Origin of the sequence: Caulobacter sp. X (assembly GCF_002742635.1) — a bacterium.
Taxonomy (GTDB): Bacteria; Pseudomonadota; Alphaproteobacteria; order Caulobacterales; family Caulobacteraceae; genus Caulobacter.
Map to the genome: position 1 here is coordinate 266,547 of NZ_PEGF01000001.1, position 24,608 is coordinate 291,154.

General features: G+C 67.2%; 22 protein-coding genes. 15 read left to right on the forward strand and 7 right to left on the reverse strand.

The window, feature by feature from the left end; genetic code table 11:
- Positions 1-112: 112 nt before the first annotated feature.
- Positions 113-1,294 (forward strand): NAD(P)/FAD-dependent oxidoreductase, encoded by a 1,182-nt coding sequence (locus tag CSW60_RS01150; RefSeq protein ID WP_099535420.1) that lies wholly within the window; start codon positions 113-115, stop codon positions 1,292-1,294.
- Positions 1,295-1,431: 137 nt separating this feature from the next.
- Here the strand turns inward: CSW60_RS01150 and CSW60_RS01155 are convergent, their stop codons facing one another.
- From CSW60_RS01155 to CSW60_RS01170, 3 genes are all read right to left on the reverse strand, one after another.
- Positions 1,432-3,639, reverse strand: a complete 2,208-nt coding sequence (locus CSW60_RS01155) for a DEAD/DEAH box helicase (protein ID WP_099535422.1) — start codon at positions 3,637-3,639, stop codon at positions 1,432-1,434.
- 229 nt (positions 3,640-3,868) lie between these two features.
- Entirely contained in the window at positions 3,869-4,303 is a 435-nt protein-coding gene (locus CSW60_RS01160; RefSeq protein WP_099535424.1) for a hypothetical protein, read from the reverse strand.
- 776 nt (positions 4,304-5,079) lie between these two features.
- Positions 5,080-5,592: a GNAT family N-acetyltransferase gene (locus CSW60_RS01170; RefSeq protein WP_099535426.1), complete on the reverse strand. Its 513-nt coding sequence runs from the start codon at positions 5,590-5,592 to the stop codon at positions 5,080-5,082.
- Between the two features lie 165 nt (positions 5,593-5,757).
- Between CSW60_RS01170 and secG the strand changes: the two genes are divergently transcribed.
- The 4 genes from secG (at position 5,758) to CSW60_RS01190 (ending at position 9,450) form a co-directional block, all read left to right on the forward strand.
- Positions 5,758-6,285: a preprotein translocase subunit SecG gene (gene secG / locus CSW60_RS01175; RefSeq protein WP_099537510.1), complete on the forward strand. Its 528-nt coding sequence runs from the start codon at positions 5,758-5,760 to the stop codon at positions 6,283-6,285.
- Positions 6,286-6,401: 116 nt separating this feature from the next.
- A complete protein-coding gene (locus CSW60_RS01180) occupies positions 6,402-8,054 on the forward strand; it encodes a CTP synthase (RefSeq protein WP_099535428.1) in 1,653 nt (550 codons plus the stop codon).
- A 114-nt stretch (positions 8,055-8,168) separates the two neighbouring features.
- Positions 8,169-8,351 (forward strand): 50S ribosomal protein L32, encoded by a 183-nt coding sequence (gene rpmF, locus CSW60_RS01185; protein ID WP_010919589.1) that lies wholly within the window; start codon positions 8,169-8,171, stop codon positions 8,349-8,351.
- Between the two features lie 112 nt (positions 8,352-8,463).
- Positions 8,464-9,450, forward strand: a complete 987-nt coding sequence (locus CSW60_RS01190) for a retropepsin-like aspartic protease (protein ID WP_099535430.1) — start codon at positions 8,464-8,466, stop codon at positions 9,448-9,450.
- Here CSW60_RS01190 and CSW60_RS01195 read toward each other — a convergent pair whose 3' ends face one another.
- Positions 9,451-10,221: an enoyl-CoA hydratase gene (locus CSW60_RS01195; protein WP_099535432.1), complete on the reverse strand. Its 771-nt coding sequence runs from the start codon at positions 10,219-10,221 to the stop codon at positions 9,451-9,453. It lies immediately after the preceding gene.
- A 113-nt stretch (positions 10,222-10,334) separates the two neighbouring features.
- On the opposite strand from CSW60_RS01195, the gene eno reads away from it, so the two are divergent.
- The 8 genes from eno to CSW60_RS01235 all read left to right on the forward strand — a co-directional run bounded on the left by eno (position 10,335) and on the right by CSW60_RS01235 (position 19,746).
- Complete coding sequence (gene eno / locus CSW60_RS01200; protein WP_099535434.1) at positions 10,335-11,615, forward strand: phosphopyruvate hydratase; 1,281 nt, start codon at positions 10,335-10,337, stop codon at positions 11,613-11,615.
- A gap of 386 nt (positions 11,616-12,001) precedes the next feature.
- Entirely contained in the window at positions 12,002-12,304 is a 303-nt protein-coding gene (locus tag CSW60_RS01205; RefSeq protein WP_099535436.1) for a septum formation initiator family protein, read from the forward strand.
- Positions 12,305-12,470: 166 nt separating this feature from the next.
- Positions 12,471-13,502 (forward strand): pyruvate dehydrogenase (acetyl-transferring) E1 component subunit alpha, encoded by a 1,032-nt coding sequence (gene pdhA, locus CSW60_RS01210; RefSeq protein WP_099535438.1) that lies wholly within the window; start codon positions 12,471-12,473, stop codon positions 13,500-13,502.
- Positions 13,499-14,854: a pyruvate dehydrogenase complex E1 component subunit beta gene (locus CSW60_RS01215; protein WP_099535440.1), complete on the forward strand. Its 1,356-nt coding sequence runs from the start codon at positions 13,499-13,501 to the stop codon at positions 14,852-14,854. The genes pdhA and CSW60_RS01215 overlap by 4 nt, the downstream gene beginning before the upstream one ends.
- Positions 14,855-14,985: 131 nt before the next feature.
- Positions 14,986-16,278, forward strand: a complete 1,293-nt coding sequence (locus CSW60_RS01220; RefSeq protein WP_099535442.1) for a pyruvate dehydrogenase complex dihydrolipoamide acetyltransferase — start codon at positions 14,986-14,988, stop codon at positions 16,276-16,278.
- Between the two features lie 28 nt (positions 16,279-16,306).
- Entirely contained in the window at positions 16,307-16,783 is a 477-nt protein-coding gene (locus CSW60_RS01225) for a glutathione peroxidase (RefSeq protein WP_099535444.1), read from the forward strand.
- Between the two features lie 83 nt (positions 16,784-16,866).
- Positions 16,867-18,267 carry a dihydrolipoyl dehydrogenase gene (gene lpdA, locus CSW60_RS01230; RefSeq protein WP_099537511.1) on the forward strand — a complete coding sequence of 467 codons (1,401 nt, stop codon included), beginning with the start codon at positions 16,867-16,869 and terminating at the stop codon, positions 18,265-18,267.
- Positions 18,268-18,285: 18 nt separating this feature from the next.
- Positions 18,286-19,746 (forward strand): DUF6880 family protein, encoded by a 1,461-nt coding sequence (locus CSW60_RS01235; RefSeq protein ID WP_099535446.1) that lies wholly within the window; start codon positions 18,286-18,288, stop codon positions 19,744-19,746.
- Here CSW60_RS01235 and CSW60_RS01240 read toward each other — a convergent pair.
- Positions 19,743-21,296 (reverse strand): AMP-binding protein, encoded by a 1,554-nt coding sequence (locus tag CSW60_RS01240; protein ID WP_099535448.1) that lies wholly within the window; start codon positions 21,294-21,296, stop codon positions 19,743-19,745. The two genes, CSW60_RS01235 and CSW60_RS01240, sit on opposite strands and share 4 nt — an antisense overlap.
- 248 nt (positions 21,297-21,544) lie before the next feature.
- On the opposite strand from CSW60_RS01240, the gene lipA reads away from it, so the two are divergent.
- Both lipA and CSW60_RS01250 read left to right on the forward strand, forming a co-directional pair.
- Complete coding sequence (lipA, locus tag CSW60_RS01245; protein WP_099537512.1) at positions 21,545-22,522, forward strand: lipoyl synthase; 978 nt, start codon at positions 21,545-21,547, stop codon at positions 22,520-22,522.
- A 4-nt stretch (positions 22,523-22,526) separates the two neighbouring features.
- On the forward strand, positions 22,527-22,979 hold the full coding sequence (locus CSW60_RS01250) for a type II toxin-antitoxin system RatA family toxin (protein WP_099535450.1): 453 nt from the start codon (positions 22,527-22,529) through the stop codon (positions 22,977-22,979).
- Here the strand turns inward: CSW60_RS01250 and CSW60_RS01255 are convergent.
- Both CSW60_RS01255 and CSW60_RS01260 read right to left on the reverse strand, forming a co-directional pair.
- Positions 22,976-24,088 carry an FUSC family protein gene (locus CSW60_RS01255; RefSeq protein WP_099535452.1) on the reverse strand — a complete coding sequence of 371 codons (1,113 nt, stop codon included), beginning with the start codon at positions 24,086-24,088 and terminating at the stop codon, positions 22,976-22,978. The genes CSW60_RS01250 and CSW60_RS01255 overlap by 4 nt on opposite strands.
- A complete protein-coding gene (locus CSW60_RS01260; protein WP_099535454.1) occupies positions 24,088-24,579 on the reverse strand; it encodes a CinA family protein in 492 nt (163 codons plus the stop codon). The genes CSW60_RS01255 and CSW60_RS01260 overlap by 1 nt, the downstream gene beginning before the upstream one ends.
- Positions 24,580-24,608: the final 29 nt, after the last annotated feature.

Here is a 24,608-nt window from a genome sequence, read left to right on the forward strand (position 1 = left end):
TGGGGAGGGCGGGGCGAGCGTCGTAACGCCTCACGCCGCCGCGTCAAGGCCGGCCGGTTGACACCGGACCGGACCTCGGCTCGAAGAGGCGCGAGCAAGTAACGGGTAAGCCTTGGAAAACTTCGACGTCCTGGTGATCGGCGCGGGCGCGGCCGGCATGATGTGCGCCATCGAGGCGGGCAAGCGCGGCCGCTCGGTGCTCGTTATTGATCACGCCAAGGCGCCGGGCGAGAAGATCCGCATCAGCGGCGGCGGCCGCTGCAACTTCACCAATACCGGCGCGTCGATCCATAACTTCCTGTCGGCGAACCCAAAGTTCGCCTTGTCAGCCCTTCGTCGCTATCGCCCCAAGGACTTCATCGCCTTGGTCGAGCGATACGGGATCGCCTATCACGAAAAGACCCTGGGCCAGCTCTTCTGCGACGGCTCGGCCAAGCAGATCATCGACATGCTGCTGTCCGAGATGAAGGGCGCTGGTGTCGTTTTGCGTCTGGAGACCGCTATCCAGGGCTTAGCGAAGACGGAGGACGGCTTCGCGCTGATGCTGTCGTCCGGCAAGGTTCGCTGCCAATCGCTGGTCGTGGCCTCCGGCGGCAAGTCGATCCCGAAGATGGGCGCGACGGGCCTGGGCTATGACATCGCCAGGCAGTTCGGGCTGAAGATCGTCGAGACGCGCCCGGCGCTGGTGCCGCTGACCTTCGAGCCGGCCATGCTGGCGCGATTGGCGCCGCTGTCGGGCGTGGCGCTGGACGCCGTGGTCGCCCACGGCAAGACCAAGTTCCGCGAAGGGATGCTGTTCACCCACCGGGGGCTGTCGGGCCCCTCGATCTTGCAGATCTCGTCCTATTGGCGCGAGGGCGACGAGATCCGTGTCGACATGGCGCCGGGCGTCGACGCCCTGGCGGCGCTGAAGGCCGCCCGCACGGCCACGCCGCGCCAGGCCGTGGCGACCGTGCTGGCGACCCTGCTGCCCAAGCGCGTCGCCCAGGTGATCGCCGAGGAAGAGGCGGCGGATAAGGGCAATATCGCCGACTGTTCGGACAAGGTGTTGGGCCGGCTGGCCGGGGCGGTCAACGCCTGGACCTTCAAGCCGGTGGGGTCGGAGGGCTATCGTACGGCCGAGGTGACCCTGGGCGGGGTCGACACCGACGACCTCGACTCCCGCACCCTGGAGGCCAAGGCCGTCCCGGGGCTCTATTTCATTGGCGAGGTGGTCGACGTCACCGGCTGGCTGGGCGGCTATAATTTCCAGTGGGCCTGGGCGTCGGGGTGGAGCGCGGGGCAGGCGGCATAGCCGGTGTTGATCCTCCCCCGCGCTGCGGGGGAGGTGGCCCAGAGGGCCGGAGGGGGCTAACGCGGCGGTTTTGCCCAGCTTGCCCCCTCAGTCGCTCCGCGACACCTCCCCCGCTAGGGGGAGGATTTGACGCCTAACTACTTCTTCTTGAACGGCTTACCGGCCGGCTTGCCGCCGGGCTTGGCGTCGAAGCTCTTGGCCTTGAAGGGTTTGGGGCCCTTGAATGGCTTGGCGGGACCATCGCCGTCGCGCTTGCCGGCATAGGGCTTCGAATACGGCTTGGGGCCGGCGGCGTTGTCGCTGAAGCTCTTTTTGAACGGCTTCTTGGGGGCATCGCCGTCCGCGCGCGGGGCGCGGGGCTTGTACTCGCGCGGCGCGTCGGCGCCGGCCTCGTGGCGCGGCTTGAAGGCGCGCTTGGGAGCGCCGTCCGAGTCCTGCGGCGAGTAGGGGCGCGGGGCGTCGTTGTCACGCGGCGCGCGGCGCGGCTTGTAGTCGCCCTTGGGCTCCTCGCCGCGGTTATACGGCTTGGCGTTGCTGAAGCCGTCGTCGCCGAAGCTGGGCGGACGCGGCGTGTGATCGCGCGAGCCCGGAGCGTTGGCCCGCGGCGAGCGCGGCCCATCTTCACGCGGCGCGCGGGGCTTGTACTCACGCGGACCGTCGTTGTCGCCGCGAGGCGGACGCGGAGCATATTCCCGGCGCGGGCCGGCTTCGCGCGGCGCCGGCGCCGTGGTCGGGGTGATCGAGACGTCTTCCCGCACCGTCGACTGCACGGCCGCGCCGAACTTGGTCGCCGCCTCGGCCGAGATCTCGAACTTGGTGTCGTAGTCGAAGATCCGGATCGCGCCGATGTCCTTCTTGGTGATGTGGCCCAGGCGGCAGATCATCGGGATCAGCCACTTGGGATCGGCGTTGCCGCGACGGCCGACGCTGATCCGGAACCACTCCGAGCCTTCCATGTCCGCGCGCGGCTCGCGCGGCGGGCGCTCGCCCATTTCACCCGTGCGAAGGCGCGGTCCCGGGTCGGCGCCGTGGCGCGGATCGTCATAGATGTCTTCCGGCGACGGCAGCTTGGCGCGGCGGGTGCGGATCAGGGCCGCGGCGATCTCGACCGGCGTGCGCTTGGCCAGCATGGCTTCGGCCAGGGCGATGTCCTCGTCGGTCGAGGCTTCGGCGAAGATCGGATCCTCGAGCAGGCGCTCCTGGTCCTTCTCGCGGATCGAGTCGGCGCTGGGCGCGCCGCCCCAGTCGGCCTCGACACCGGCCGCGTACAGCAGCTGCTCGGCCTTGCGGCGGCGGGTGTAGGGCACGACCAGGGCGCTGACGCCCTTCTTGCCGGCGCGGCCGGTGCGGCCCGAGCGGTGCAGGAGCGTGGCCTTGTTGATCGGCAGCTCGGCGTGGATGACGAGGCCGAGGTCCGGCAGGTCGAGGCCGCGGGCGGCGACGTCGGTGGCGACGCAGACGCGGGCGTGGCCGTCGCGTAGGGCCTGCAGGGCGTCGGCGCGCTCACGTTGCGAAAGCTCGCCCGACAGGCCGACGACGGCGAAGCCGCGCTCGCGCAGCTTGGCGTGCAGGCTGCGGACGCTCTCGCGGGTATTGGCGAACACCAGGGCGCCGGGGGCTTCAAAGAAGCGCAGCAGGTTGACGACCGCGTGCTCGACCTCGTTCGGGGCCACGCGCACGGCGCGATACTCGATGTCGCGGTGCGGCTCGTTGCGGCCGATCGTGTCGATGCGGATGGCGTCGTTCTGATAGCGCTTGGCCAGTTCGACGATGTCGCGGGCCAGGGTGGCCGAGAACAGCAGGGTGCGGCGTTCGGGCGGGGCGGCGTCGAGGATGAACTCCAGGTCCTCGCGGAAGCCCATGTCCAGCATCTCGTCGGCCTCGTCGAGGACGGCGACCTTCAGCTTGGAGAGGTCCAGGTGGCCGCGCTCGATGTGGTCGCGCAGGCGGCCCGGGGTGCCGACGACGATGTGGGCGCCGTAGTTCAGCGCGCGTTGCTCGCGGCGGGCGTCCATGCCGCCGACGCAATTGATCACCGCGGCCTTGGCCTCGGCGTAGAGCCAGCCCAGCTCGCGATTGACCTGCATGGCCAGTTCGCGGGTCGGGGCGATCACGAGGGCCAGCGGCTCGGCGGCCTGGCCGAAGGTCTCGGCGTCACCCAGCAGGGTCGGGGCGGCAGCGAGGCCGAAGGCGACAGTCTTGCCCGAGCCGGTCTGAGCGCTGACCAGAAGATCGCGGTCGGCGGCGTCGGCGGCCAGCACGGCGGCCTGGACGGGGGTGGGCTCGGCGTAACCTTGAGCGGCGAGAGCCCGCTCAAGAGCGGGGTGGGAGGCGGGGAAGGGCATATGGGTCCAGTTCACGTCTGCGACCGCGCACACAAACACGCGCGGCTCGCGCCATGACCAAATCGGGCCCCTTTGAAGCCTTGAACGCTTCCCTCGGACCGCTTCTTGGTCGAATTCCAACAAAAATAGCCCCCTTCCGCCGCCGAAGCGACACGAAGGGGGCTCGATGAGCGGCCTTATGCGCTTGTTGCGTCGCAAAAAGCAAGGGCGGTGGAAAAACGGAAGGCGCCTAGACGAGGCCCGCGCCGTGGTTGCGACGCTCGACGAGTTCGCTGGCGAGACGCGCGACGCCCGTGGTCAGAAGGCCCAGCATCGCCATCATCAGGGCCTCGGCGAGACCCGGCGCCAGTACGGGCAAGCTGGGGGTGACGCCCAGATTGGCCACGCCGACCGCGCAGGCCAGCAGGGTGTAGGCCGCCGCCGCGAAGCCCAAGGGCAGGGCGCTGCGGGCGATCGCGCTCAGCCACTTCGTATCGCGCCTAGCCAGGGCGACAACCGGCGCGGCCAGCAGTCCGACCAGCAGGATGACTGCGATCAACTTCACCGGGACAGCGGCGTTGGCGAAGATGGCCACAAGCGTGAGCGACTTTTCCGTCGCCGCCTGGGCCGGGGTGTCGATGAACACCGCGAGCAGGGCGGCGAGGGTGATGGGCTGTAGGCGCATGGCGTGCTCCTTGGGTGATTACGAGTGTAAATCGTGTGAAGGGTTACGCTTGTAAATTCCAGGGTCAACAAGATATCCAGGCGCCAAGTCGGCCGACGCCGCGGGCCCCCACCTGACCATGCTGCGCATGGTCGTCCGCCCCCAGAGGGGCGGAAGGTGCGCGCCGTCCTTCTTCCCCCTCCGGGGGAGGAGCGCCGCAGGCGCGGAGGGGGCAAGCACGGGGATTGGAGCGCCTGTATGCTCGGCGTGTCCGGAATCGAAGTGAGTGATTTCAACCGCTTCCCACATTTACACGCCGCTGTGTGATCCGCGTTGAAACCGCGCGCATAATCAATCCCGTCCCCGTCGCGGGGGAGGGCGCTTGGATCCGGCCCAAAGCGGCGATGGGGATAGGCTGAGCGGGGCCGCTTTCGGTCCCCGTCCGGCTCGGCAGGCCGCGCGGCTTACTCTTTAGGAGCGTGTGCGGGTGGCGGGGCGAGGCGGGATCAAGGCCGAGAGCGGAGCGACAGGGCGGTGATCGTATAAGCCGCCTATCGTGGATCGTCGGGCTGGAGACGGAAGAAGCCGCACCAGTTGGTCCGCGCCCGTCCGGGGGCTAGTGGGGTCCCGAGCTGAAAGACGCTCACGCCCCCCATCCTCACGGGCAAGAACAGCCTGGCGGAGCGGACTGTCGAGCCGAAACGCAAATCACACTCACGGTCTCCGGGTTCGCCCGGCCGCTCCGTCGCCTCCCCAGAACCTTCAGCGAGCGATCGCGTGAAGCCGAGACGCCGTGTCTAGAGGCTAAGTCCGTAAAGCCGACGATCGCGGCGTTCGCCGTCCCGATGCACCGAGCCCTTCAGGTAGCCCTCGGGCTTGAAGCCCAGCTTCTCCAGCAGCTTTTCGCCGTGGTCGCCGATGTGAACGCTGGCGACCAGGCTCTTGAGGCCCTCGCTGGCGGCGTGGGCGAGCAGGGCGGTGACGGCCTCGTAGCCGAAGCCGCGCCCCCAGTTGTCGCGGGCGATGACGAAGCGGATTTCGGCCCGGCCGTGACGGCGATCGAAGTCGATGAACTCGCAATAGCCGAGGAACAGGCCGCTATTGGTATGGCGGATCGACCAGTAGGCGGCGTCGCCGGCGGCCATCTGCTCGACCTGATAGGCGACCCGCCGGGCGACCTCGTCCGGATCCTCGACGGGCTCCTGGTCGAGGTTGGACATTACTTCGGCGTCGCTAAGAAACGGATAGACCCGCGGGGCGTCTTCGACCGTCAGGGGCGAGAGGGTCAGGCGGGCGGTCTCGAGAATCATGCGGTCCAATATCGGGGGCTGGAAGGCTTATGGAAACGGGACTTTGGGGCTTGCGTCGCGCGCTGCGCTTCCCAGCTATGGCGCGGAGGCGTCTCTAGTGGTAGAGGGGCCGCTTCGTTTTTCGCGCGACCTTTTGACCGCGCCCGGATCGAGAACACATTCGTCATGCTCATCGGCGTCCTGCTGGCCATCAACATCGTCGTCTGCCTCGGCCTGATCGGGGTGGTCCTGCTGCAACGCTCCGAGGGCGGCGCGCTGGGCATGGGCGGCGGTTCGTCCAGCTTCATGACCGCCCGCGGCGCCGGCGACCTGCTGACCCGCATCACCTGGATCCTGTTCTCGATCTTCCTGCTGATCAGCCTGGCGCTGACGATCCTGACGGGGCGCCTGAACAGCGGCGGTTCGGTGGTGGATCGCCTGGACATCCAGAACCTCGATTCCAAGGCTCTGAACGCCGCGCCGGCCGCTCCGGCGCCCGCCGACGTCGCGCCGTCGACCGCCGCGCCCGCGCCGATCCAGGCCCCGACGCCGCAGCTGAACACCCCGGCGCCGGCCGCCGCCCAGCCCTCGCTGCTGGCCCCGGCGCCGCAGGCCCCGCAACCCGCCAAGAAGGCGGCTGCTCCGGCGGCCAAGGCGGTCGAGGCTCCGGCGCCCACGGTCGCCGCGCCGCCGGCCCAGCAGCCCAAGCCCTAACCGCTTCCTTCGGAAGCTTTTCGTCCGACCCCCGAGGGCAACCCGGGGGTCGAAACTTGTTGATGAACGCAGGTCTTTTCACCGGCGTCGTCGAATCACGAGTAATCTGATCGCCCATGACGCGGTACATCTTCATCACCGGCGGCGTGGTTTCCTCGCTTGGCAAAGGTCTGGCCTCGGCGGCGCTCGGCGCGCTGCTGCAAGCGCGCGGCTACACGGTCCGTCTTCGGAAGCTCGACCCCTATCTGAACGTCGATCCGGGCACGATGAGCCCGTATCAGCACGGCGAGGTCTTCGTGACCGACGACGGGGCCGAGACCGACCTTGATCTGGGCCACTACGAGCGCTTCACCGGCGTGTCGGCCAACAAGGCCGACAACATCACCACCGGCCAGATCTACAAGACGATCATCGAGAAGGAGCGCCGCGGCGACTATCTGGGCGCGACCGTCCAGGTCATTCCGCACGTCACCAACGAGATCAAGGACTTCGTCCTCTCTCCCGCCATGGACGAGACGGGCCAGAAGGCCGTGGATTTCGTGCTGGTCGAGATCGGCGGCACGGTCGGCGACATCGAGGGCCTGCCGTTCTTCGAGGCCATCCGCCAGCTGCGCCAGGACCTGCCGCGCGGCCAGAGCTGCTACGTGCACCTGACCTTGCTGCCGTTCATCAAGACGGCTGGCGAGATGAAGACCAAGCCGACCCAGCACTCGGTCAAGGAGCTGCGCTCGATCGGCATCCAGCCGGACATCCTGCTGTGCCGCTGCGAGCAGGAGATCCCGCCCGAGGAAAAGCGCAAGATCGCCCAGTTCTGCAACGTGCGGCCCAGCGCGGTCATCCAGGCTCTGGACTCATCGTCCATCTACGCCGTGCCGATCGACTATCACGAGCAGGGCCTGGACGCCGAAGTCCTGGACGTCTTCGGCATCCACGACGCCCCCGCGCCGGACCTGTCGCGCTGGAAGGCGATCGACGACACCGTCCAGCACCCCGACGGCGAGGTCACGATCGCCGTGGTCGGCAAGTACACGGTGCTGAAAGACGCCTATAAGTCCCTGATCGAGGCCCTGCACCACGGGGGCTTGGCCAACAAGGTCAAGGTCAACCTGGACTGGGTCGAAAGCGAGACCTTCGAGGGCGATGAGGGCGCGGCCGCCGCCCGTCTCGAGAACGCCCACGCCATCATGGTGCCCGGCGGCTTCGGCGAGCGGGGCGCGGAGGGCAAGATCCGCGCGGCCCAGTTCGCCCGCGAGCGGAAGGTCCCTTACTTCGGCATCTGCTTTGGCATGCAGATGGCTGTGATCGAAACCCTGCGCAACGTCGCCGGCATCAAGGACGCCAGCTCCAGCGAGTTCGGCCCGACCGAGCGCCCTGTGGTCGGCATCATGACCGAGTGGATCAAGGGCAACGAGACCGTCCAGCGCCGCTCCAACGACGACCTGGGCGGAACGATGCGCCTGGGGGCCTATGAGGCGGTCCTGACACCGGGCTCGAAGGTCGCCGAGATCTATGGCGCGACCGAGATCAGCGAACGCCACCGTCACCGCTACGAGGTCAATATCGGCTACGTCCACATCATGGAGGACGCGGGCCTGAAACTGACTGGCCGCTCGCCCAACGGCGTGCTTCCCGAGATCGTCGAGCGGGACGACCATCCGTGGTTCATCGGGGTCCAATACCACCCCGAACTGAAGAGCCGCCCCTTCGCGCCGCACCCGCTTTTCGCCAGCTTCATCGCCGCCGCGAAGGAGCATGGACGCCTCGTCTGATCACGAGGTTGCATCTTCCTACAGATTCGGGCATAAGCCCGCCCTCACGCGGCGGCTCGGGCGTTCCCAGGCCGCCGCTCTCGATTTTCACGCTCAGCGAGCAGAGTCACTTCGATGGCCGTTCCTAAAAGAAAAACTTCGCCTTCTCGCCGGAACATGCGCCGGTCGCACCACGCCCTGGGCGCTAACTCGTTCATCGAGGACAAGGACACCGGCGAGCTGCGCCGTCCGCACCATGTCGATCTGAAGACCGGCATGTACAACGGCAAGCAGATCCTGACGCCGAAGGAAGACTAAGGTCTCCTTCTCGTCTCCGACGGCTTGAAAGCGCCGCCCGGCCACGCTGGGCGGCGTTTTTCGTCATGCTCGCGGGAAAAGGGTGTTAGCCTCCGTATCGGGAGGAACGCCCATGCTCACGCGCCGGACCATAACGGCGGGACTGGGTCTGTCGATCGCCGCGCCGCCGGCGCTGGCGAGCGCCATCACGCCGGTTTCGTTACCGCAAATCCAGCCCCCGACGGCGCCGCCGTCCGACCCGCCGCTGCTCGTGCTCGACGCGGGTCTCGACCAAGACGCTCGCCTGACCGTCGATGTCGCCATCAATGGCGAGGGACCCTTCCAGTTCGTGGTCGACACTGGGGCCGACCGCACCGTCCTGACGCCGGGCGTCGTCCAGCGCCTCGCCTTGGCGCCGGGGCCCGAGATCATCGTCCATGGCGTTTCGGGCACGATCACCACGACGACGGCCCGGATCGGCAATCTCCGTGCCGGGGACGCCAAGCTCAGCAACGTGGATCTGCCGGTGCTGCCTTACGACCGCGTCGGCGCGGACGGACTTCTGGGAGTCGACATCCTGGAAGGCCGCAACATCGTCATGGACTTTCCCAAGAAGCGCCTGGAGATCCGGCGCACCCAGAACACGTCGGAAATCACCCGCTTCTCGAACGAGGTTTCGGTGATGGCGGATGAACGGTTCGGCCGCCTGACCCTTGCGGATTCGCGGATCGGCGGCGTTCGCTCCCTGGCCTTCATCGACTCCGGCGGCGGGGTCAGCATCGGCAACATGGCCCTGGCCCGCGCCATCGCCGCGCGCCGTCGCCGCACACCCGACCTCGTACGACCGGCGCGCCTGCTGACCGCTGGCGGCGAGATGCAACTGGGCGAGTTTCGCCTCGTGCCGACGATGTCGATGGGCGACCTGCGGATCACCAACGTCCCGATGGCGTTCGCGGACCTGCACATCTTCGATCTCTGGTCGCTGAACAATCGGCCAGCTGCCCTGATCGGGGTCGACATCCTGCATCTGTTCGCCCGGGTCGAGCTGGATTTCGGGGCAGGGCGGGTGCTGTTCCGGCTGGGAGACGGCGGTGTCGCCCCCCGGACCTGGAACGCCTGACTACTGCGACCGCCCCCGCGCCATCACCTGGCGGCGGCGGGCCTCGACCTTCTCCGGCGTGACCTCGCGGTTGTGCGCGCTGGACCGTTCGTGCTCGAGCGCCAGGCCGTCGCCGAACGAGCGGGCGTAGCCGTCATCGATCAAGCCCTTGTAGAAGGCCAAGGTCTCGACGGGAATCGACGCCATGTCCTCGGCCAGCTTCAGGGCCGTGGGCAGAAGATCCTCGGGCGCGGTGACGCGATTGACCAGGCCCCAGTCCGCCGCGGTCCGGGCGTCCAGGAAATTGCCGCTGAGCGACAGCTCCTTGGCGCGATAGGGCCCGATCAGCCGGGAGAGCTTCTGGGACAGCCCCCAGCCCGGCATGATGCCGACCCGGGCGTGGGTGTCCGCGAAACGGGCGGTCTCCGACGCGATCAGGACATCGCAGGCGAGGGCGAGTTCGAAGCCCCCAGTGATCGCTACGCCATTGATCGCACCGATCACCGGCTTGCGGCATCGCTCGACGGCTCGGACGGGGTTTGAGCGGGCGTCTTGATCGTTGGCCGCGCCCATGGCCGAGGCGTCGCCGCCCAGTTCCTTGAGGTCGAGGCCGGCGGTGAACGCGCGCTCGCCGGCGCCGGTCAGGACCACGACGCTGATGTCCGGATCCGCGTCCAACGCCACCATGGCGTCGTAGAGCGCCAGCCTGAGCGCCTTCGACAGCGCATTCATCGCCTCGGGCCGGTTGAGGGTGACGACCGCGATCGGGCCGCGGCGTTCGACGTCCAGCATGGGATCCTCCCTAGAATAAGCGATGGTCGCGCGGTCTCCGGAAGGGAAGTCAAGTTGCGCCCGAAGCGCTTGGCGGCTAAGCCTCCCGCGCCTTTGGCCTTGAGGAGCAGTCCATGACCGAGATCGTCGACATCATCGCCCGTGAAATTCTCGACAGCCGGGGCAACCCGACCGTCGAAGTCGACGTGGTCCTGGAGGACGGCGCCTTCGGTCGCGCCGCGGTGCCGTCAGGCGCCTCGACCGGCGCGCACGAAGCCAATGAAAAGCGCGACGGCGACAAGGCTCGCTACCTGGGCAAGGGCGTCCAGCAGGCGGTCGACGCCGTCAACGGCGAGATCTTCGACGCCCTGTCTGGCGTTGACGCCGAGGACCAGCGCCGCCTCGACAACCTGCTGATCGAGCTGGATGGGACCCCGAACAAGGCCCGCCTGGGCGCCAACGCCATCCTGGGCGTGTCGCTGGCCGCCGCCAAGGCCGGCGCCGAGTCGGCCGGCCTGCCGCTCTACAAGTACGTCGGCGGTGTGAACGCCCGCGTGCTGCCGACCCCGATGATGAACATCATCAACGGCGGCGCCCACGCCGACAATCCGATCGACATCCAAGAGTTCATGATCCTGCCGACCGGCGCCAAGGACTTCCGCGAAGGCCTGCGCATGGGCGCCGAGATCTTCCATGCCCTGAAGAAGGCTCTGAAGGACGCCGGCCATAACACCAACGTCGGCGACGAAGGCGGTTTCGCCCCGAACCTCGCCAGCGCTGAAGCCGCGCTCGATTTCATCGTCAAGGCCGGCGAGAAGGCCGGCTACAAGGCCGGCGACGACTTCGTCCTGGGCCTGGACGTCGCCTCCACCGAGTTCTTCAAGAACGGCAAGTACGAGCTGGAAGGCGAGGGCAAGTCGCTGGATCCGGCCGCCATGGTCGACTACCTGGCGGGCCTGGTGTCCAAGTTCCCGATCCTCACGATCGAGGACGGCATGGCCGAGGACGATTTCGACGGCTGGAAGCTGCTGACCGACACCCTGGGCAAGAAGGTTCAGCTGGTCGGAGACGACCTGTTCGTGACCAACCCCAAACGCCTGCAGATCGGTCTCGACAAGGGCCTGGCCAACTCGATCCTGGTCAAGGTCAATCAGATCGGCACGCTGTCGGAAACCATCGACGCGGTCGAGCTGGCCCACCGTCACGGCTACACCAGCGTCATGAGCCACCGTTCGGGCGAGACCGAGGACAGCACGATCGCCGACCTGGCCGTCGCCCTGAACTGCGGTCAGATCAAGACGGGTTCGCTGGCCCGCTCGGACCGGACCGCCAAGTACAACCAGCTGCTGCGCATCGAGGAGATGCTGGACGACCAGGGCGTCTATGCCGGTCGCGCGGCGCTGAAGGGCCGCTAAGCCTCTTCCAGACCGCTTGCTTGAGGGCGCTGCTTCGCGAGAGGCCGCGCCCTTTTGCTTGCCGCTTCGGCGGTTGAAGCGTCCCGGCGGCGACGGGCGATTCCGGCCTCAAAGGAGCGCCGGGACGTTTTGAGGGCGCGGGTCAGCAAGGGTTAACCCACAAATTTTCTAAAAGGGTGGAGTTGGTTTCACGAGAGACCAGTTCGTTCCTTTTCGCTAGCGCGAAATGGCTTCGGCGATGCGGTATCTAGATGCGGGTGAAACCATCTCACGTGAAAGCATCGGCGGCGATCGACTCCCGCCGGCGACCGGCGTTCGCAACACCCAGATTTAGAAGGCGTTAAGCAGGGTCGGCGATCCTGCGAATCCCTCTTTGGGACGCTCAGATGTTCGCCCGACTGCAACCTTTCCTGCCGACCGCGGCGATCTTCTTCCTGATTTTTTACTTCGCCTTTCACGCTCTGACGGGTGATCGAGGCCTGCTGTCCATTTCGCAGCGCAATGCGGACCTCGCAGCAAAAACGAAGGAACTCAGGAAGATACGCGCGGAGAGGATGGACCTAGAGGCGCGTGCTCGTCTATTACGCAGCGGCAGTCTGTCGGCCGACCTGCTGGAGGAGCGCGCGCGCTCGCTCCTAGGATATGCCGACCCGAGGGACTATGTGATCCGGGTCAAGCGTCCGCGCTAACCGGTCCCATAAACTCTTGGAATCGATTGCCGGTCGGCGCGGAGCTATTTGGCTTCGAACGGCTTGATGGTGCACTAGGGCGTTTCCTTCGCGGAACCGACGACTTTTTCGGCGGGAAATGCTCTCAGGACGAAGGCCGCGATGAAGATTGGCCAGGGAGATTTGAATGGCGCGTACGCGCAAGGCTGAGGCCTCAGAGGGGAAGGCGGCTGACACCGGTGTCAACGCCTTCGTCGGAAAAGACGAACTCCTGAAATTCTATCAGGACATGCTGCTGATCCGCCGCTTCGAGGAGCGGGCCGGCCAGCTGTACGGCATGGGCCTGATTGGCGGCTTCTGCCACCTGTACATCGGTCAGGAAGCCATCGCGGTCGGCATGCAGTCGATCTCGCAGAAGGGCGACCAGATCATCACCGGCTATCGTGACCACGGCCACATGCTGGCCGCGGGCATGGATCCGCGCGAGGTCATGGCCGAGCTGACCGGCCGGGCCGGCGGTTCGTCCAAGGGCAAGGGCGGCTCGATGCACATGTTCGACGTCGAGACCGGCTTCTACGGCGGCCACGGCATCGTTGGCGCGCAGGTCTCGCTCGGCACCGGCCTGGCGCTGGCCAACGCCTACAAGGGCAACGGCAATGTCTCGTACGCCTACATGGGCGACGGCGCGGCCAACCAGGGCCAGGTCTACGAGAGCTTCAACATGGCCCAGCTGTGGAAGCTGCCGGTCGTGTACGTGATCGAGAACAACCAGTACGCCATGGGCACCGCCGTCGAACGCGCCGCCTCGGAAACCGCGTTCCACAAGCGCGGCGTCTCGTTCCGCATCCCGGGCGAGGAAGTCGACGGCATGGACGTCATCGCCGTCCGTGAAGCCGGCGCTCGCGCCACCGAGCACGCCCGCAGCGGCCAAGGTCCCTACATCCTCGAGATGAAGACCTACCGTTATCGCGGTCACTCGATGTCCGACCCGGCCAAGTACCGCACCAAGGAGGAGGTCGACGAGGTCAAGACGACCCGCGATCCGATCGACCACATCAAGGAGCGCCTGGCCAAGGCCGGCGTCACCGAAGACGACCTGAAGGGCGTCGACGCGGAAGTGAAGCGCATCGTCGCGGAAGCCGCCGAGTTCGCCCGTACGAGCCCCGAGCCGGATCCCTCGGAACTGTACACTGACGTATACCTGGAGGCCGCCGAGTGACGGACATCCTGATGCCCGCCCTTTCTCCCACCATGGAGGAAGGCACCCTGGCCAAGTGGCTGGTCAAGGAAGGCGACACCATCAAGGCCGGCGACGTGATCGCCGAGATCGAGACTGACAAGGCGACGATGGAAGTCGAAGCCGTCGACGAGGGCGTGGTGGAAGCCATCCTGGTCCCGGCCGGCAGCGAGAACGTCAAGGTCAACACGCTGATCGCGCGCCTGAAGGGCGAGGGCGAAGCCGCTTCGGCGCCCGCCGCCGCTCCGGCCGCCGCTCAAGCTGCTCCGGCTCCGGTCGTCTCGGCTCCGGCCGCCGGCCCGATCTCGGCCGCCTCGACCTTCGCCGATCCGGAAATCCCGGCCGGCACGCCGATGAAGAAGATCACGGTCCGCGACGCCCTGCGCGACGCCATGGCCGAAGAGATGCGTCGCGACGACCGCGTGTTCCTGATGGGCGAGGAAGTCGCCCAGTACCAGGGCGCCTACAAGGTCAGCCGTGACTTGCTGCAGGAGTTCGGCGACAAGCGCGTCGTCGACACCCCGATCACCGAGCACGGCTTCGCCGGCATGGGCGTCGGCGCGGCCATGGCCGGCCTGAAGCCGATCGTCGAGTTCATGACCTGGAACTTCGCCATGCAAGCGATCGACCAGATCATCAACTCGGCCGCCAAGACGCTCTACATGTCGGGCGGCCAGATCAAGTCGTCGATCGTGTTCCGCGGCCCGAACGGCGCGGCCTCGCGCGTGGCGGCCCAGCACAGCCAGGACTACGCCGCCTGGTACGGCAATGTCCCGGGCCTGAAGGTCATCGCGCCCTACGACGCCGCCGACGCCAAGGGCCTGCTGAAGGCCGCGATCCGCGATCCGAACCCGGTCGTCTTCCTCGAACACGAGATGATGTACGGCCACGAGTTCGACATCCCGGACGTCGAGGACTGGGTCGTGCCGATTGGCAAGGCCAAGGTCCGCCGCGAAGGCTCGGACGTGACCCTGGTCGCCTACAGCCGCATGGTGGGCTTCGCCCTGAAGGCGGCCGAGGAGCTGGAGAAGGAAGGCATCCAGGCCGAGGTCGTCGACCTGCGCACGATCCGTCCGATGGACCACGCGACCATCCTGGAAAGCGTCAAGAAGACCAACCGCCTGGTCACGGTCGAGGAAGGCTGGGGCCCGATGGGCGTCGGCGCCGAGATCGTCGCCCGCATCACCGAGCACGGCTTCGACTATCTGGACGCCCCGCCGCTGCGGGTCCACCAGGAAGACGTGCCGCTGCCCTACGCGGCGAACCTGGAAGCCCTGTCGCTGCCTTCGGTCGAGAAGATCGTGAAGGCCGCGAAGGCGGTCAGCTACCGCTAAGACCGGCGCGGCCCTCGCCCCCGACGGGCGGGGGCCGCATCGTCTTGGCCAACGAATTCATCCCGCCGCGAGGCGGGGTATCGCGGACGAGGGCTCGGCCAATCGTCCCGAACGCTTGAGGAAGAAGCTCAATGTCGATCGACATCCTGATGCCCGCCCTGTCGCCCACCATGGAGGAGGGGACCCTCGCCAAGTGGCACGTCAAGGTCGGTGACACCGTCAAGGCCGGCGACGTGATCGCCGAGATCGAAACCGACAAGGCCACCATGGAAGTCGAGGCCGTCGACGAGGGCGTGATCGAGGCCATCCTGGTCGACGCCGGGACCGAGAACGTCAAGGTCAACGCGCTGATCGCCAAGCTGGCGGGCGAGGGCGAGAGCCCCGCGCCGGCTCCGAAGGCCGAAGCCCCCAAGGCGGCCGCTGCGCCGGCGCCTGCCGCCGCGGCTCCGACCATTGCTCCGGCTCCCGCCGCGCCCGCGCCGGCCGCTCCGGTGGCCGCCGACGGTTCGCGCGTCTTCGCCTCGCCGCTGGCCCGCCGTCTGGCGTCGGCCGCGGGTCTCGACCTGAAGAGCATCAAGGGCACCGGCCCGCACGGCCGCGTCATCAAGTCGGACGTCGAAGCCGCCAAGTCGGGCGCGCCCGCCGCCAAGGCCGCTCCCGCCGCGACCAGCGCCGCGCCGGCCGCCGCCGAGCCCCGCAAGGCGCTGTCGCTGGAGCAGATGGGCATCCCCGCCGGCTCGTACGACCTCGTGCCGCTGGACGGCATGCGCAAGACGATCGCGCGCCGCCTGACCGAAAGCTTCCGCGACGTCCCGCACTTCCCGCTGCAGATCGATCTCGAGATCGACGCGCTGCTGGCCGCGCGCGCCAAGATTAACGGCCTGCTCGAGAAGCAGGGCGTGAAGGTCTCGGTCAACGACATCGTCATCAAGGCCGCCGCCGTGGCCCTGAAGCAGGTGCCGGAAGCCAACGCCAGCTACACGCCCGAAGGCATCGCCATGCACCACCACGCCGACATCGCGGTGGCCGTGGCGATCGACGGCGGCCTGATCACGCCGATCATCCGCAAGGCCGAAACCAAGGGCCTGGCTCAGATCTCGGCCGAGATGAAGGACCTGGCCCAGCGCGCCAAGGACAAGAAGCTGAAGCCCGAGGAATTCCAGGGCGGCACATTCTCGATCTCGAACCTGGGCATGTTCGGCATCAAGTCGTTCTCGTCGATCATCAACGAGCCGCAAGGCGCGATCATGAGCGTCGGCGCGGGCGAGCAGCGCCCGGTCGTCAAGAACGGCGAGCTGAAGGTCGCCACGGTCATGACCGTGACCCTGACCTGCGATCACCGCGTGGTCGACGGCGCGGTCGGCGCCAAGTTCCTGGCGGCCTTCAAGCCGCTGATCGAAGAGCCGCTGACCCTGATCGTCTGATCCGGGCGACGGCAAAAAGGGGACGGCTATGTCGGTCTACGACTATTCGGCCAAAACGCTGGACGGCCAGGACGTAAGCCTGGCCGACTATCGCGGCCAAGTGCTTCTGATCGTGAACACCGCCAGCAAGTGCGGTTTCACGCCTCAGTACGAAGGCTTGGAAGCGCTCTACAAGACCTACAAGGACCGTGGCTTCATGGTCCTGGCCTTCCCCTGCAATCAGTTTGGCGCTCAGGAACCGGGAAACGCCGAGGAGATCGCCAGCTTCTGCTCGCTGACCTACGACGTGACCTTCCCGGTCATGAGCAAGATCGACGTCAACGGCGCCGACGCCCACCCGCTCTACCGCTATCTCAAGAAGGAGCAGAAGGGCCTCCTGGGCACCGAGGCGATCAAATGGAACTTCACCAAGTTCCTGATCGGCAAGGACGGCGAGGTCGTCGAGCGCTTCGCGCCCACGGTGAAGCCCGAGGACCTCAAGGTCGCGGTCGAGGCGCTGCTTTAGTTTCTCCCGGATCGGCCCCTTCGCCGATCGATCTAGGCCGTCCGGCGCTTTCCGGGCGACGTCCAAGCTAGGGTTAGATGAATATGTCCACGGAATTCGATGTCGTCGTCATCGGCGCCGGTCCTGGCGGCTACGTGGCCGCGATCCGCGCCAGCCAGCTGGGCCTGAAGACGGCCATCGTCGAGCGTGAGAACCTGGGCGGCATCTGCCTGAACTGGGGCTGCATCCCCACCAAGGCGCTGCTGAAGTCCGGCGAGATCTACGAGCAGCTATCGCATCTCGGCGGCTACGGCCTGTCGGTCGAGAAGGCCTCGTTCGACTTCACCAAGATCATCGAGCGCTCGCGCGGCGTCGCCAAGCAGATGTCGAGCGGCATCGCCTTCCTGATGAAGAAGCACAAGATCGAGGTGATCGAGGGCGAGGCTAAGCTGGAGAAGGGCAATCCGGCCCCGAAGCTCGTCATCGCCCTGAAGGCCGGCGGCAGCCGCACGGTTCAAGCCAAGAACGTGATCCTGGCCAGCGGCGCCCGCGCTCGCGAAATCCCGGCTATCGGCGCCGTGTCTGACGGCGACAAGATTTGGACCTACCGCGACGCCCTGGCGCCGAAGTCCATGCCCAAGTCCCTGGTCGTGATCGGCTCGGGCGCCATCGGCATCGAATTCGCCAGCTTCTACCGCGCGCTCGGCGCCGAGGTGACCGTCGTCGAAGCCATCGACCGCATCATGCCGGTCGAGGACGAGGAGGTCTCCAAGGCCGCCCAGAAGGCGTTCGAAAAGCGCGGCATCAAGTTCCGCATCGGCGCCAAGGTCGGCAAGATCGAGAAGACCAAGGACGGCGTGGCCGTCACGGTCGAGGCTGGCGGCAAGATCGAGCAGCTGACCGCCGAGAAGTGCATCGTCGCCGTTGGTATCGCGCCGAACAATGACGGCCTGGAAGCGCTAGGCGTCAGCCTGGATCGCGGCCACGTCGTCACCGACAAGCACTGTCGCACCAACGTCCCGGGCCTCTACGCCATCGGCGATATCGCCGGCGGTCCCTGGCTCGCCCACAAGGCCAGCCACGAAGGTATCCACGCCGCCGAGGCCATCGCCAATTACAAGACCCCTAACGTTCACTCGCCGATCCCGGGCTGCACCTACGCCAATCCGCAGGTCGCCTCGGTGGGCTACACCGAAGCCGGCGCCAAGGCGGCCGGCATCGAGGTCAAGGCGGGTCGTTTCCCGTTCCGCGTCAACGGCAAGGCCGTGGCGGCCGGCGAGGTCGAAGGCTTCGTGAAGACCGTGTTCGACGCCAAGACCGGCGCCCTGATCGGCGCCCACATGATCGGCCACGAAGTGACCGAGATGATCCAGGGCTTCGTCACCGCCATCACGCTGGAAGCGACCGAGGAAGACCTGCACGGCATCGTCTACGCTCACCCGACCATGTCGGAAGCCATGCACGAAGCCGCCCTGGACGCCTACGGCCGCGTGCTGCACATCTAGGGCAGCTAGGGAGTCTGGATGGCGCGCAAGGTCGCCGCGACGGGTGATAAGCCGGCCAAGGCGCGGAAAGGGTCCAAGACGACCCTCTCCGAGGCCAATCTGGCTGACCTGGGCCCAGAGCGCCTCGCCGCCATCCTGCTCGACCTCTCCAGCGACAGCCACGTCAAGCGCGTGCTGCGGCTGGAGCTGTTCGCCGAGTCCAGCGCCGAGGGCCTGGCGCAAGAGATCGCCAAGCGGCTGGCGACGATCGGCAAGTCCTCATCGCGCATCCACTGGCGCAAGCGCGCCGCGTTCGCCAAGGACCTCGACCTGCATCGGCGGATGATCGAGCGCCTGGCCGAGGACGAGCCGACCGCCGCGCTCGACCTGATGCTCGATCTGCTGGACCTGGCGACCCCGACCTTGGACCGCTTGAGCCAGGCCGAAGGCCCAATCGGCGATGTCTTCCTTGCCGCCCGTGACGGCGTCGGCGTGATCGCCGCCAAGGCCATGCCCGATCCCATCGCCTTGGCGGATCGGATAGCCAGACTTCTGCGCCGCGACGACTATGCCCAGTTCGGCCCGCTGGTGAACGCCCTGACGCCCGCGCTCGGCGCCAAGGGACAGGCTCATCTCCGCGAAACCCTGGAGAAGATGCTGGCCGCGCGCTCGACCCGTTCGGCCCATCTCTTCGACGCCCAGGGCGCGATCTACAAGGACGCCCTGCGTCGCCTGGCCGACGCCAGCGGCGACGTGGACGCCTTTGAGGCGACCTTCTCACCGGAGCTTCGCCGCACGCCCCTGGTCTCGGCCGAGATCGCCCGGCGACTGCTGGAGGCGGGCAGGGCGGAGGACGCGCTCGCCACTCTGCAAGCCGGCGCGCCGAGCGAACAGCGCGGACGACACCAGAGCGCGGTCGAAGAGCGCGCCGCCTGGGAAGATGTCATGCTGGAGGCGCTGGAAGCGACCGGCCACCATGACGAAGCTCAAAAGCGCCGCTGGGCGGACTTCGAGGCGACGCTCTCGATCAGCCGTCTTCGCGCCTATCTGAAAGGGCTTCCAGACTTCGACGATGTCGAGGCCGAGGACCAGGCCAAGGCGGTCGCTAAGCGTTTCCCGCGTTTCGACATGGCGCTGGCGTTCCTGGTGTCCTGGCCCGACCTGCCGGCGGCCGCCCGGCTGGTGCTGTCCCGCTCAGGCGAGATCAACGGCTCCGACGACACCTTGATCGTCGAGGCCGCCCGTCGGCTGGAGGGAAGCCACCCTCTGGCCGCGACGCTGCTGCTGCGCGCCTCGATCCAGTACGTACTGACCTATGGGGTCGCCACGCGTTACGCCGAGGCCGCCCGACAGCTGCTTGAGGCGGAGTCGCTGGCGGCGATGATCGGCGACTACGGCGAATATCCCGACCACGCCGCCTTCGTCGCCGACCTGCGCGCGCTGCACAGCCGCAAGCAGGGCTTCCGCGTGGAGCTGGAAGCCCTGGGCGCGACGTTTTAGGCCGCGCGGGTGTCAGTTTCCGCCATGCGCTGAATGGCGACGTAGTCGGTCTTGCCGCTGCCCAGCACGGGCACCTCGGTGACCTTGAGGATTTTGCGCGGCACGGCCAGCTCCGGCGCGCCGATCGTCTGGGCGTGGGCGACCAGCGGGGCGACGTCGGCGTCATGACGGTCGGTGACCAGGATGAGCTTCTCGCCCTTCTTCTTGTCGGGCAGGGAGATCACCGCGTGGCGGCCGTCGGGCCAGACCGCCGAGGCGAGATCCTCCGCCGCCGTCAGCGACACCATCTCGCCCCCGATCTTGGCGAAGCGCTTCACGCGGCCCTTGATCGTGATCCACTGGTCATCGGTCATGGTGACCACATCGCCGGTGTCGTGCCAGCCGTCCTCGGGCGGATCGACGCCGCCATCCTCGCGCAGGTAGCCGGCCATGATGTTGGGCCCGCGCACGAAGAAGCGGCCGCCCTCGGCGATGCCCTCCACGGGCTCGATGCGAACGTCCTGGCCGGGCAGCAGGCCGCCAACGGTGCCGGGGCGGTTGTCGGTCGGCTTATTGACCGCGATGACGGGCGAGGCCTCGGTGGCGCCATAGCCTTCAAGCACCGGCACGCCGCCGAACCGCTCCTTGATCAGGGCGTGGGTTTCGTCGCGCACCTTCTCGGCGCCGCAGACGATGAACTCCAGGCCCGACAGCTCGTCGGCTTCGGAGGCGCGGGCGTACTGGTTCACGAAGGTGTCTGTGGCCAGCAGGATCGAGGCCTTGGAATCCTTGATCAGCGGCGGGATCTGCTTGGTGTGCAGCGGCGAGGGGTACTGGAACGCCTTCATGCCCGTCAGGATCGGCAGAATCACGCCGCCCGTCAGGCCGAAGCAGTGGAACACCGGCAGCGGATTGAACATCACCCAGTTGGGATTCAGCTCGATATGCGCGGCCACCTGCATGGCGTTCTGGACCAAGTTCTCCTGGGTCAGCACTACGCCGCGCGGGGCGCCGAAGCTGCCGGAGGTGAACAGCACCACGCCCTTGTCAGAGGGCTTGGCCGGCGCGCGGAACCGGCGCGGGAACAGGCCCGCGGCGGCGGCGAACAGCTTGTCGCCCAGACCGATCGTGGCGCGCACGTCTTCCAGATAGACGATCTCGGCCTGGACGCTGATCGCGTCGATGATGTCGTGCAGCTTGCCCAGCTCCACGAACTTGTGCGCCGTCAGGACGTGGCGAATCCCGGCCAGCCGGCAAGCGGCCTTGATGTTCCGCAGGCCCGCCGTGAAGTTCAGCATGGTCGGCACGCGGCCGAAGGCGTGCAGGGCGAAGAAGGTCACGACAGAACCCGCGCCGGAGGGCAGCAGCACGCCGACATTCTCGCCCGGCCGGGTCATGGCCGCGATCTTGCGGCCCAGCGCGAAGCTGGCGCGGATCAGGTCCGTATAGGTCAGCGGATTGCGATCCTGGTCCTCCAGGATCTGTTTCTTAGCGCCGTACTTGTCGCGGGCGTCGATCAGGGCGTCGAAGATGGCCTTTTGGCCGTTTCGCGCGTCGTAAACTACCGGCATCCCGCCGAAACCTCCCCGAAAAGCGAAGATCGCTTTCGTTCGTTAAACGCCGACTCTGCCGAGGAAGGTCTCGCTTTGCAAGAATGAGTCACAAAGCGTGAGCTTCGGCCTTTGCAGCGTAAGGGCTTGAGCAACCCCTCCGGTTCCATGGTGGCCGCTTCCTGACCCGAAAGTGATTCCGTCGCCGAATGGGTCTTAAGCTGGATCAAGCGCTTGATCCGGAAGCCAAGAAGACCGATTTAGGCGCCATGGCCACGGTGATCGACACCCTCAAGGCTCGCGGCCCGGAAGACCGGGCGGCGCGCCACCCCGAAAAGCAGAACCGCCCCGACACGCCGGTGCTCCGCAAACCGGAATGGCTGCGGGTCCGCGCCCCGGGCTCGGGTCAGTACAACGAGACCAAGAGCATCGTGCGGGAGAACCGTCTGCACACGGTCTGCGAAGAGGCGGCTTGCCCGAACATCGGCGAGTGCTGGAGCCAGAAGCACGCGACCATGATGATCATGGGCGAGATCTGCACCCGCGCCTGCGCCTTCTGCAACGTCACCACCGGTCTGCCGACCCAGCTGGATCCGGACGAGCCGCGCCGCGTGGCCGAGGCGGTCGCCAAGATGGGCCTCAAGCACGTCGTCATCACCTCGGTGGACCGCGACGACCTGCTGGACGGCGGCGCCCGCCACTTCGCCGAGGTGGTCACGGCGATCCGCGCGGCCGCTCCGGGGACCACGATCGAGATCCTGACGCCCGACTTCCTGCGCAAGGAAGGCGCGGAGAACGTGGTGATCGACTCCAAGCCGGACGTCTTCAACCACAACCTCGAAACCGTGCCGCGGCTGTATCTCAAGATCCGCCCCGGCGCGCGCTACTACAATTCGCTGCGCCTGCTGGACCGCGTGAAGCAGCGCGATCCCTCCCAATTCACCAAGTCCGGCCTGATGGTCGGCCTCGGCGAGACCAAGGAGGAGGTCATGCAGGTCATGGACGACATGCGCTCGGCGGGTGTCGACTTCATAACCATCGGCCAGTACCTGCAGCCGACCCGCAAGCACGCAGCGGTCGAACGCTTCGTCACGCCCGAGGAGTTCAAGGCCTACGAGGCGATCGCCCGGGCCAAGGGCTTCCTGATGGTCTCGTCCAGCCCGCTGACGCGCTCGTCGCACCACGCAGGCGACGATTTCGCCAAGCTGCAGGCCGCTCGCCGCGCGCTCGACGCCCGCAAGGCTTGACGCCTTGCATCGTCACGTGGTCACGCGCGTGCTGCCGTACGCGCCGGAAGAGCTGTTCCAGCTCGTCGGAGACGTCGAGGCCTATCCGAGCTTCGTGCCATGGATCACGGGCATGCGCACCTGGAACGGACGCGAGGACGGCGCGGTCAGTACGGTCGACGCCGAGGCCCAAGTGGGTTTCTCGTTCCTACGCGAGAAGTTCGCGACCCGCGTGTGTCGCGACCGCGAGGCCCTGAGCATCGACGTCAACCTGCTGTACGGGCCTTTCAAGCGGCTCGTGAACGCTTGGCGCTTCATTCCCGAAGACGGCGCGACCCGGATCGAATTCACGATCGAATTCGCGTTCAAGTCGTTGATGCTCGATGCGCTGCTAGCGGCCAATGTCGACAAGGCCGCTGGCAAGCTCATCGCTTGTTTTGAAGACCGCGCGCGCCAGATTTACGGCGCGCGAGCCTAGTCCTTCTGGGCCACGGCCTCCTCGATCCGCTCCTCGAAGTCGCCGAGATTGGCGAACAGGTTCTCGATCGCGAACACCAGGCCGAAGACGCGGGCCGCCCCGTCGAACTCAAGGTCGCGGGTGACGCCCTTCTCGCGCAGCCCCTGGAAACAGGTCTGGAAAGCCTGATGCGCCGTGGCGAAGGCGATGCGGTCGGGCTTCGGACCGCCGCCTAGTAAATCCGCGGAGGCTCTCAGGAAGCGGCTGCTGGCTTCCAGCATGTCCGCGGCGGCTGGACCGATCGTGTCGGGCAATGGGCCTCGCAGAGCGCGGCTGACCATCACCGTGTCGTTGCGCAGGCGCCATAGCGTCCGGGGTAGGGCGTCTGACACCGAGCGGTCGCTCAGGCGGGTGGCGCTTTCGCGATCCGCCTCCGTCATCGCCGTCTGGAGCTTGGCGAGCGCGGCGCGCAGGTCGTCCTGCGCCTTGAGATAGTCGGTGGCGTCCGGCGCGCCGCGTAGCGCGGTGACGTGGCCCTCGAGGATACTCGCCTGCAGGCCGGCGATCTTCTGGATGCTCGCCACGACCGAGGCGTGAGCTCTGGCGGGAAAGATCAACAATGTCGCCGCAACGCCGACCAGGCTGCCGACCGTGATCTCGGCGACCCTCAGGCCAGCCGCGATCAGCGGATCCATGTGCGTCGTTGTGCCGATCAGCATGATCACGGCGGTGACCGGAGCGGCTTTCAGCGAGGGCCGGATCGAGACCACGAAGGCCAGCAGCGCCACCGTCACGCACAGAATGACGCCGCCGTACTCGGGCCACCGCGAGTGGAGATAGGCCGCCGCGGCGCCAGCCAGCGCGCCGACAACAGTGCCCAGGAAGCGCTCGATCGAGGCGGTGATCGTCGCGCCCAGGCTGGCCTGGACGACGATCACGGCCGTGAATACCGCCCAATAGCCCTGCGGCAGGCGAAGCAGTGTCGCCAAGGCATAGGCGCCGCCCACGGCCGCGGAGACGCGGATCGCGTGACGGATCTCGGTCTTGCGAGTGGCGGCCGCCTTCAGCGCCCGTTGCGAGAGATTGGCGCCGGTGAAGCGCCGCCAGTCGCTGGGCGCGGTCTCCGGCACTAGGCCACCGCCTCGCGCAGCATCTCCAGCGCCGTGACGATCGCCGCCAGCTGCACGGCCTGGCGCGTGTCGCCCAGGAACCGCTCATGTCGGTGGACGACCGAACGGTTGGCGCGGGCCACGGCGAAGTGCACGGTTCCGACTGGTTTCAACGGGGAGCCGCCGCCAGGGCCAGCGACGCCCGTGATCGCCACCGCGACGTGTCCATTGCTCTCACGCAGCGCGCCTTCGGCCATCATCCGGGCGACGGGCTCGGAGACCGCGCCGTGGTCGGCGATCAGGTCGCCGGGCACGCCCAGCATCTCGGACTTGGCGCGATTGGTGTAGGTCACGAAGCCGCGTTCGAAGACGTCAGACGCGCCGGGGATCGCGCAGATCGCGCCGGCCACCAGGCCGCCCGTGCAGCTTTCCGCCGTCACCAGCCGCAGCGAACGACCGCGCGCCTCATCAATCAGCAGGCGGGCAAGAGTCTCTATCTCAAGCGGGAACATGCGGGTCTCCGTCTTCGCGCTTCAGCCTA

What these genes read in the sequence shown, in the direction of transcription:
- CSW60_RS01155 (WP_099535422.1), bottom strand. Translation starts at nt 3,639, where the DNA reads ATGCCCTTCCCCGCCTCCCACCCCGCTCTTGAGCGGGCTCTCGCCGCT.
- CSW60_RS01160 (WP_099535424.1), bottom strand. Translation starts at nt 4,303, where the DNA reads ATGCGCCTACAGCCCATCACCCTCGCCGCCCTGCTCGCGGTGTTCATC.
- CSW60_RS01170 (WP_099535426.1), bottom strand. Translation starts at nt 5,592, where the DNA reads ATGATTCTCGAGACCGCCCGCCTGACCCTCTCGCCCCTGACGGTCGAA.
- secG (WP_099537510.1), top strand. Translation starts at nt 5,758, where the DNA reads ATGCTCATCGGCGTCCTGCTGGCCATCAACATCGTCGTCTGCCTCGGC.
- CSW60_RS01180 (WP_099535428.1), top strand. Translation starts at nt 6,402, where the DNA reads ATGACGCGGTACATCTTCATCACCGGCGGCGTGGTTTCCTCGCTTGGC.
- rpmF (WP_010919589.1), top strand. Translation starts at nt 8,169, where the DNA reads ATGGCCGTTCCTAAAAGAAAAACTTCGCCTTCTCGCCGGAACATGCGC.
- CSW60_RS01190 (WP_099535430.1), top strand. Translation starts at nt 8,464, where the DNA reads ATGCTCACGCGCCGGACCATAACGGCGGGACTGGGTCTGTCGATCGCC.
- CSW60_RS01195 (WP_099535432.1), bottom strand. Translation starts at nt 10,221, where the DNA reads ATGCTGGACGTCGAACGCCGCGGCCCGATCGCGGTCGTCACCCTCAAC.
- eno (WP_099535434.1), top strand. Translation starts at nt 10,335, where the DNA reads ATGACCGAGATCGTCGACATCATCGCCCGTGAAATTCTCGACAGCCGG.
- CSW60_RS01205 (WP_099535436.1), top strand. Translation starts at nt 12,002, where the DNA reads ATGTTCGCCCGACTGCAACCTTTCCTGCCGACCGCGGCGATCTTCTTC.
- pdhA (WP_099535438.1), top strand. Translation starts at nt 12,471, where the DNA reads ATGGCGCGTACGCGCAAGGCTGAGGCCTCAGAGGGGAAGGCGGCTGAC.
- CSW60_RS01220 (WP_099535442.1), top strand. Translation starts at nt 14,986, where the DNA reads ATGTCGATCGACATCCTGATGCCCGCCCTGTCGCCCACCATGGAGGAG.
- CSW60_RS01225 (WP_099535444.1), top strand. Translation starts at nt 16,307, where the DNA reads ATGTCGGTCTACGACTATTCGGCCAAAACGCTGGACGGCCAGGACGTA.
- lpdA (WP_099537511.1), top strand. Translation starts at nt 16,867, where the DNA reads ATGTCCACGGAATTCGATGTCGTCGTCATCGGCGCCGGTCCTGGCGGC.
- CSW60_RS01235 (WP_099535446.1), top strand. Translation starts at nt 18,286, where the DNA reads ATGGCGCGCAAGGTCGCCGCGACGGGTGATAAGCCGGCCAAGGCGCGG.
- CSW60_RS01240 (WP_099535448.1), bottom strand. Translation starts at nt 21,296, where the DNA reads ATGCCGGTAGTTTACGACGCGCGAAACGGCCAAAAGGCCATCTTCGAC.
- lipA (WP_099537512.1), top strand. Translation starts at nt 21,545, where the DNA reads ATGGCCACGGTGATCGACACCCTCAAGGCTCGCGGCCCGGAAGACCGG.
- CSW60_RS01260 (WP_099535454.1), bottom strand. Translation starts at nt 24,579, where the DNA reads ATGTTCCCGCTTGAGATAGAGACTCTTGCCCGCCTGCTGATTGATGAG.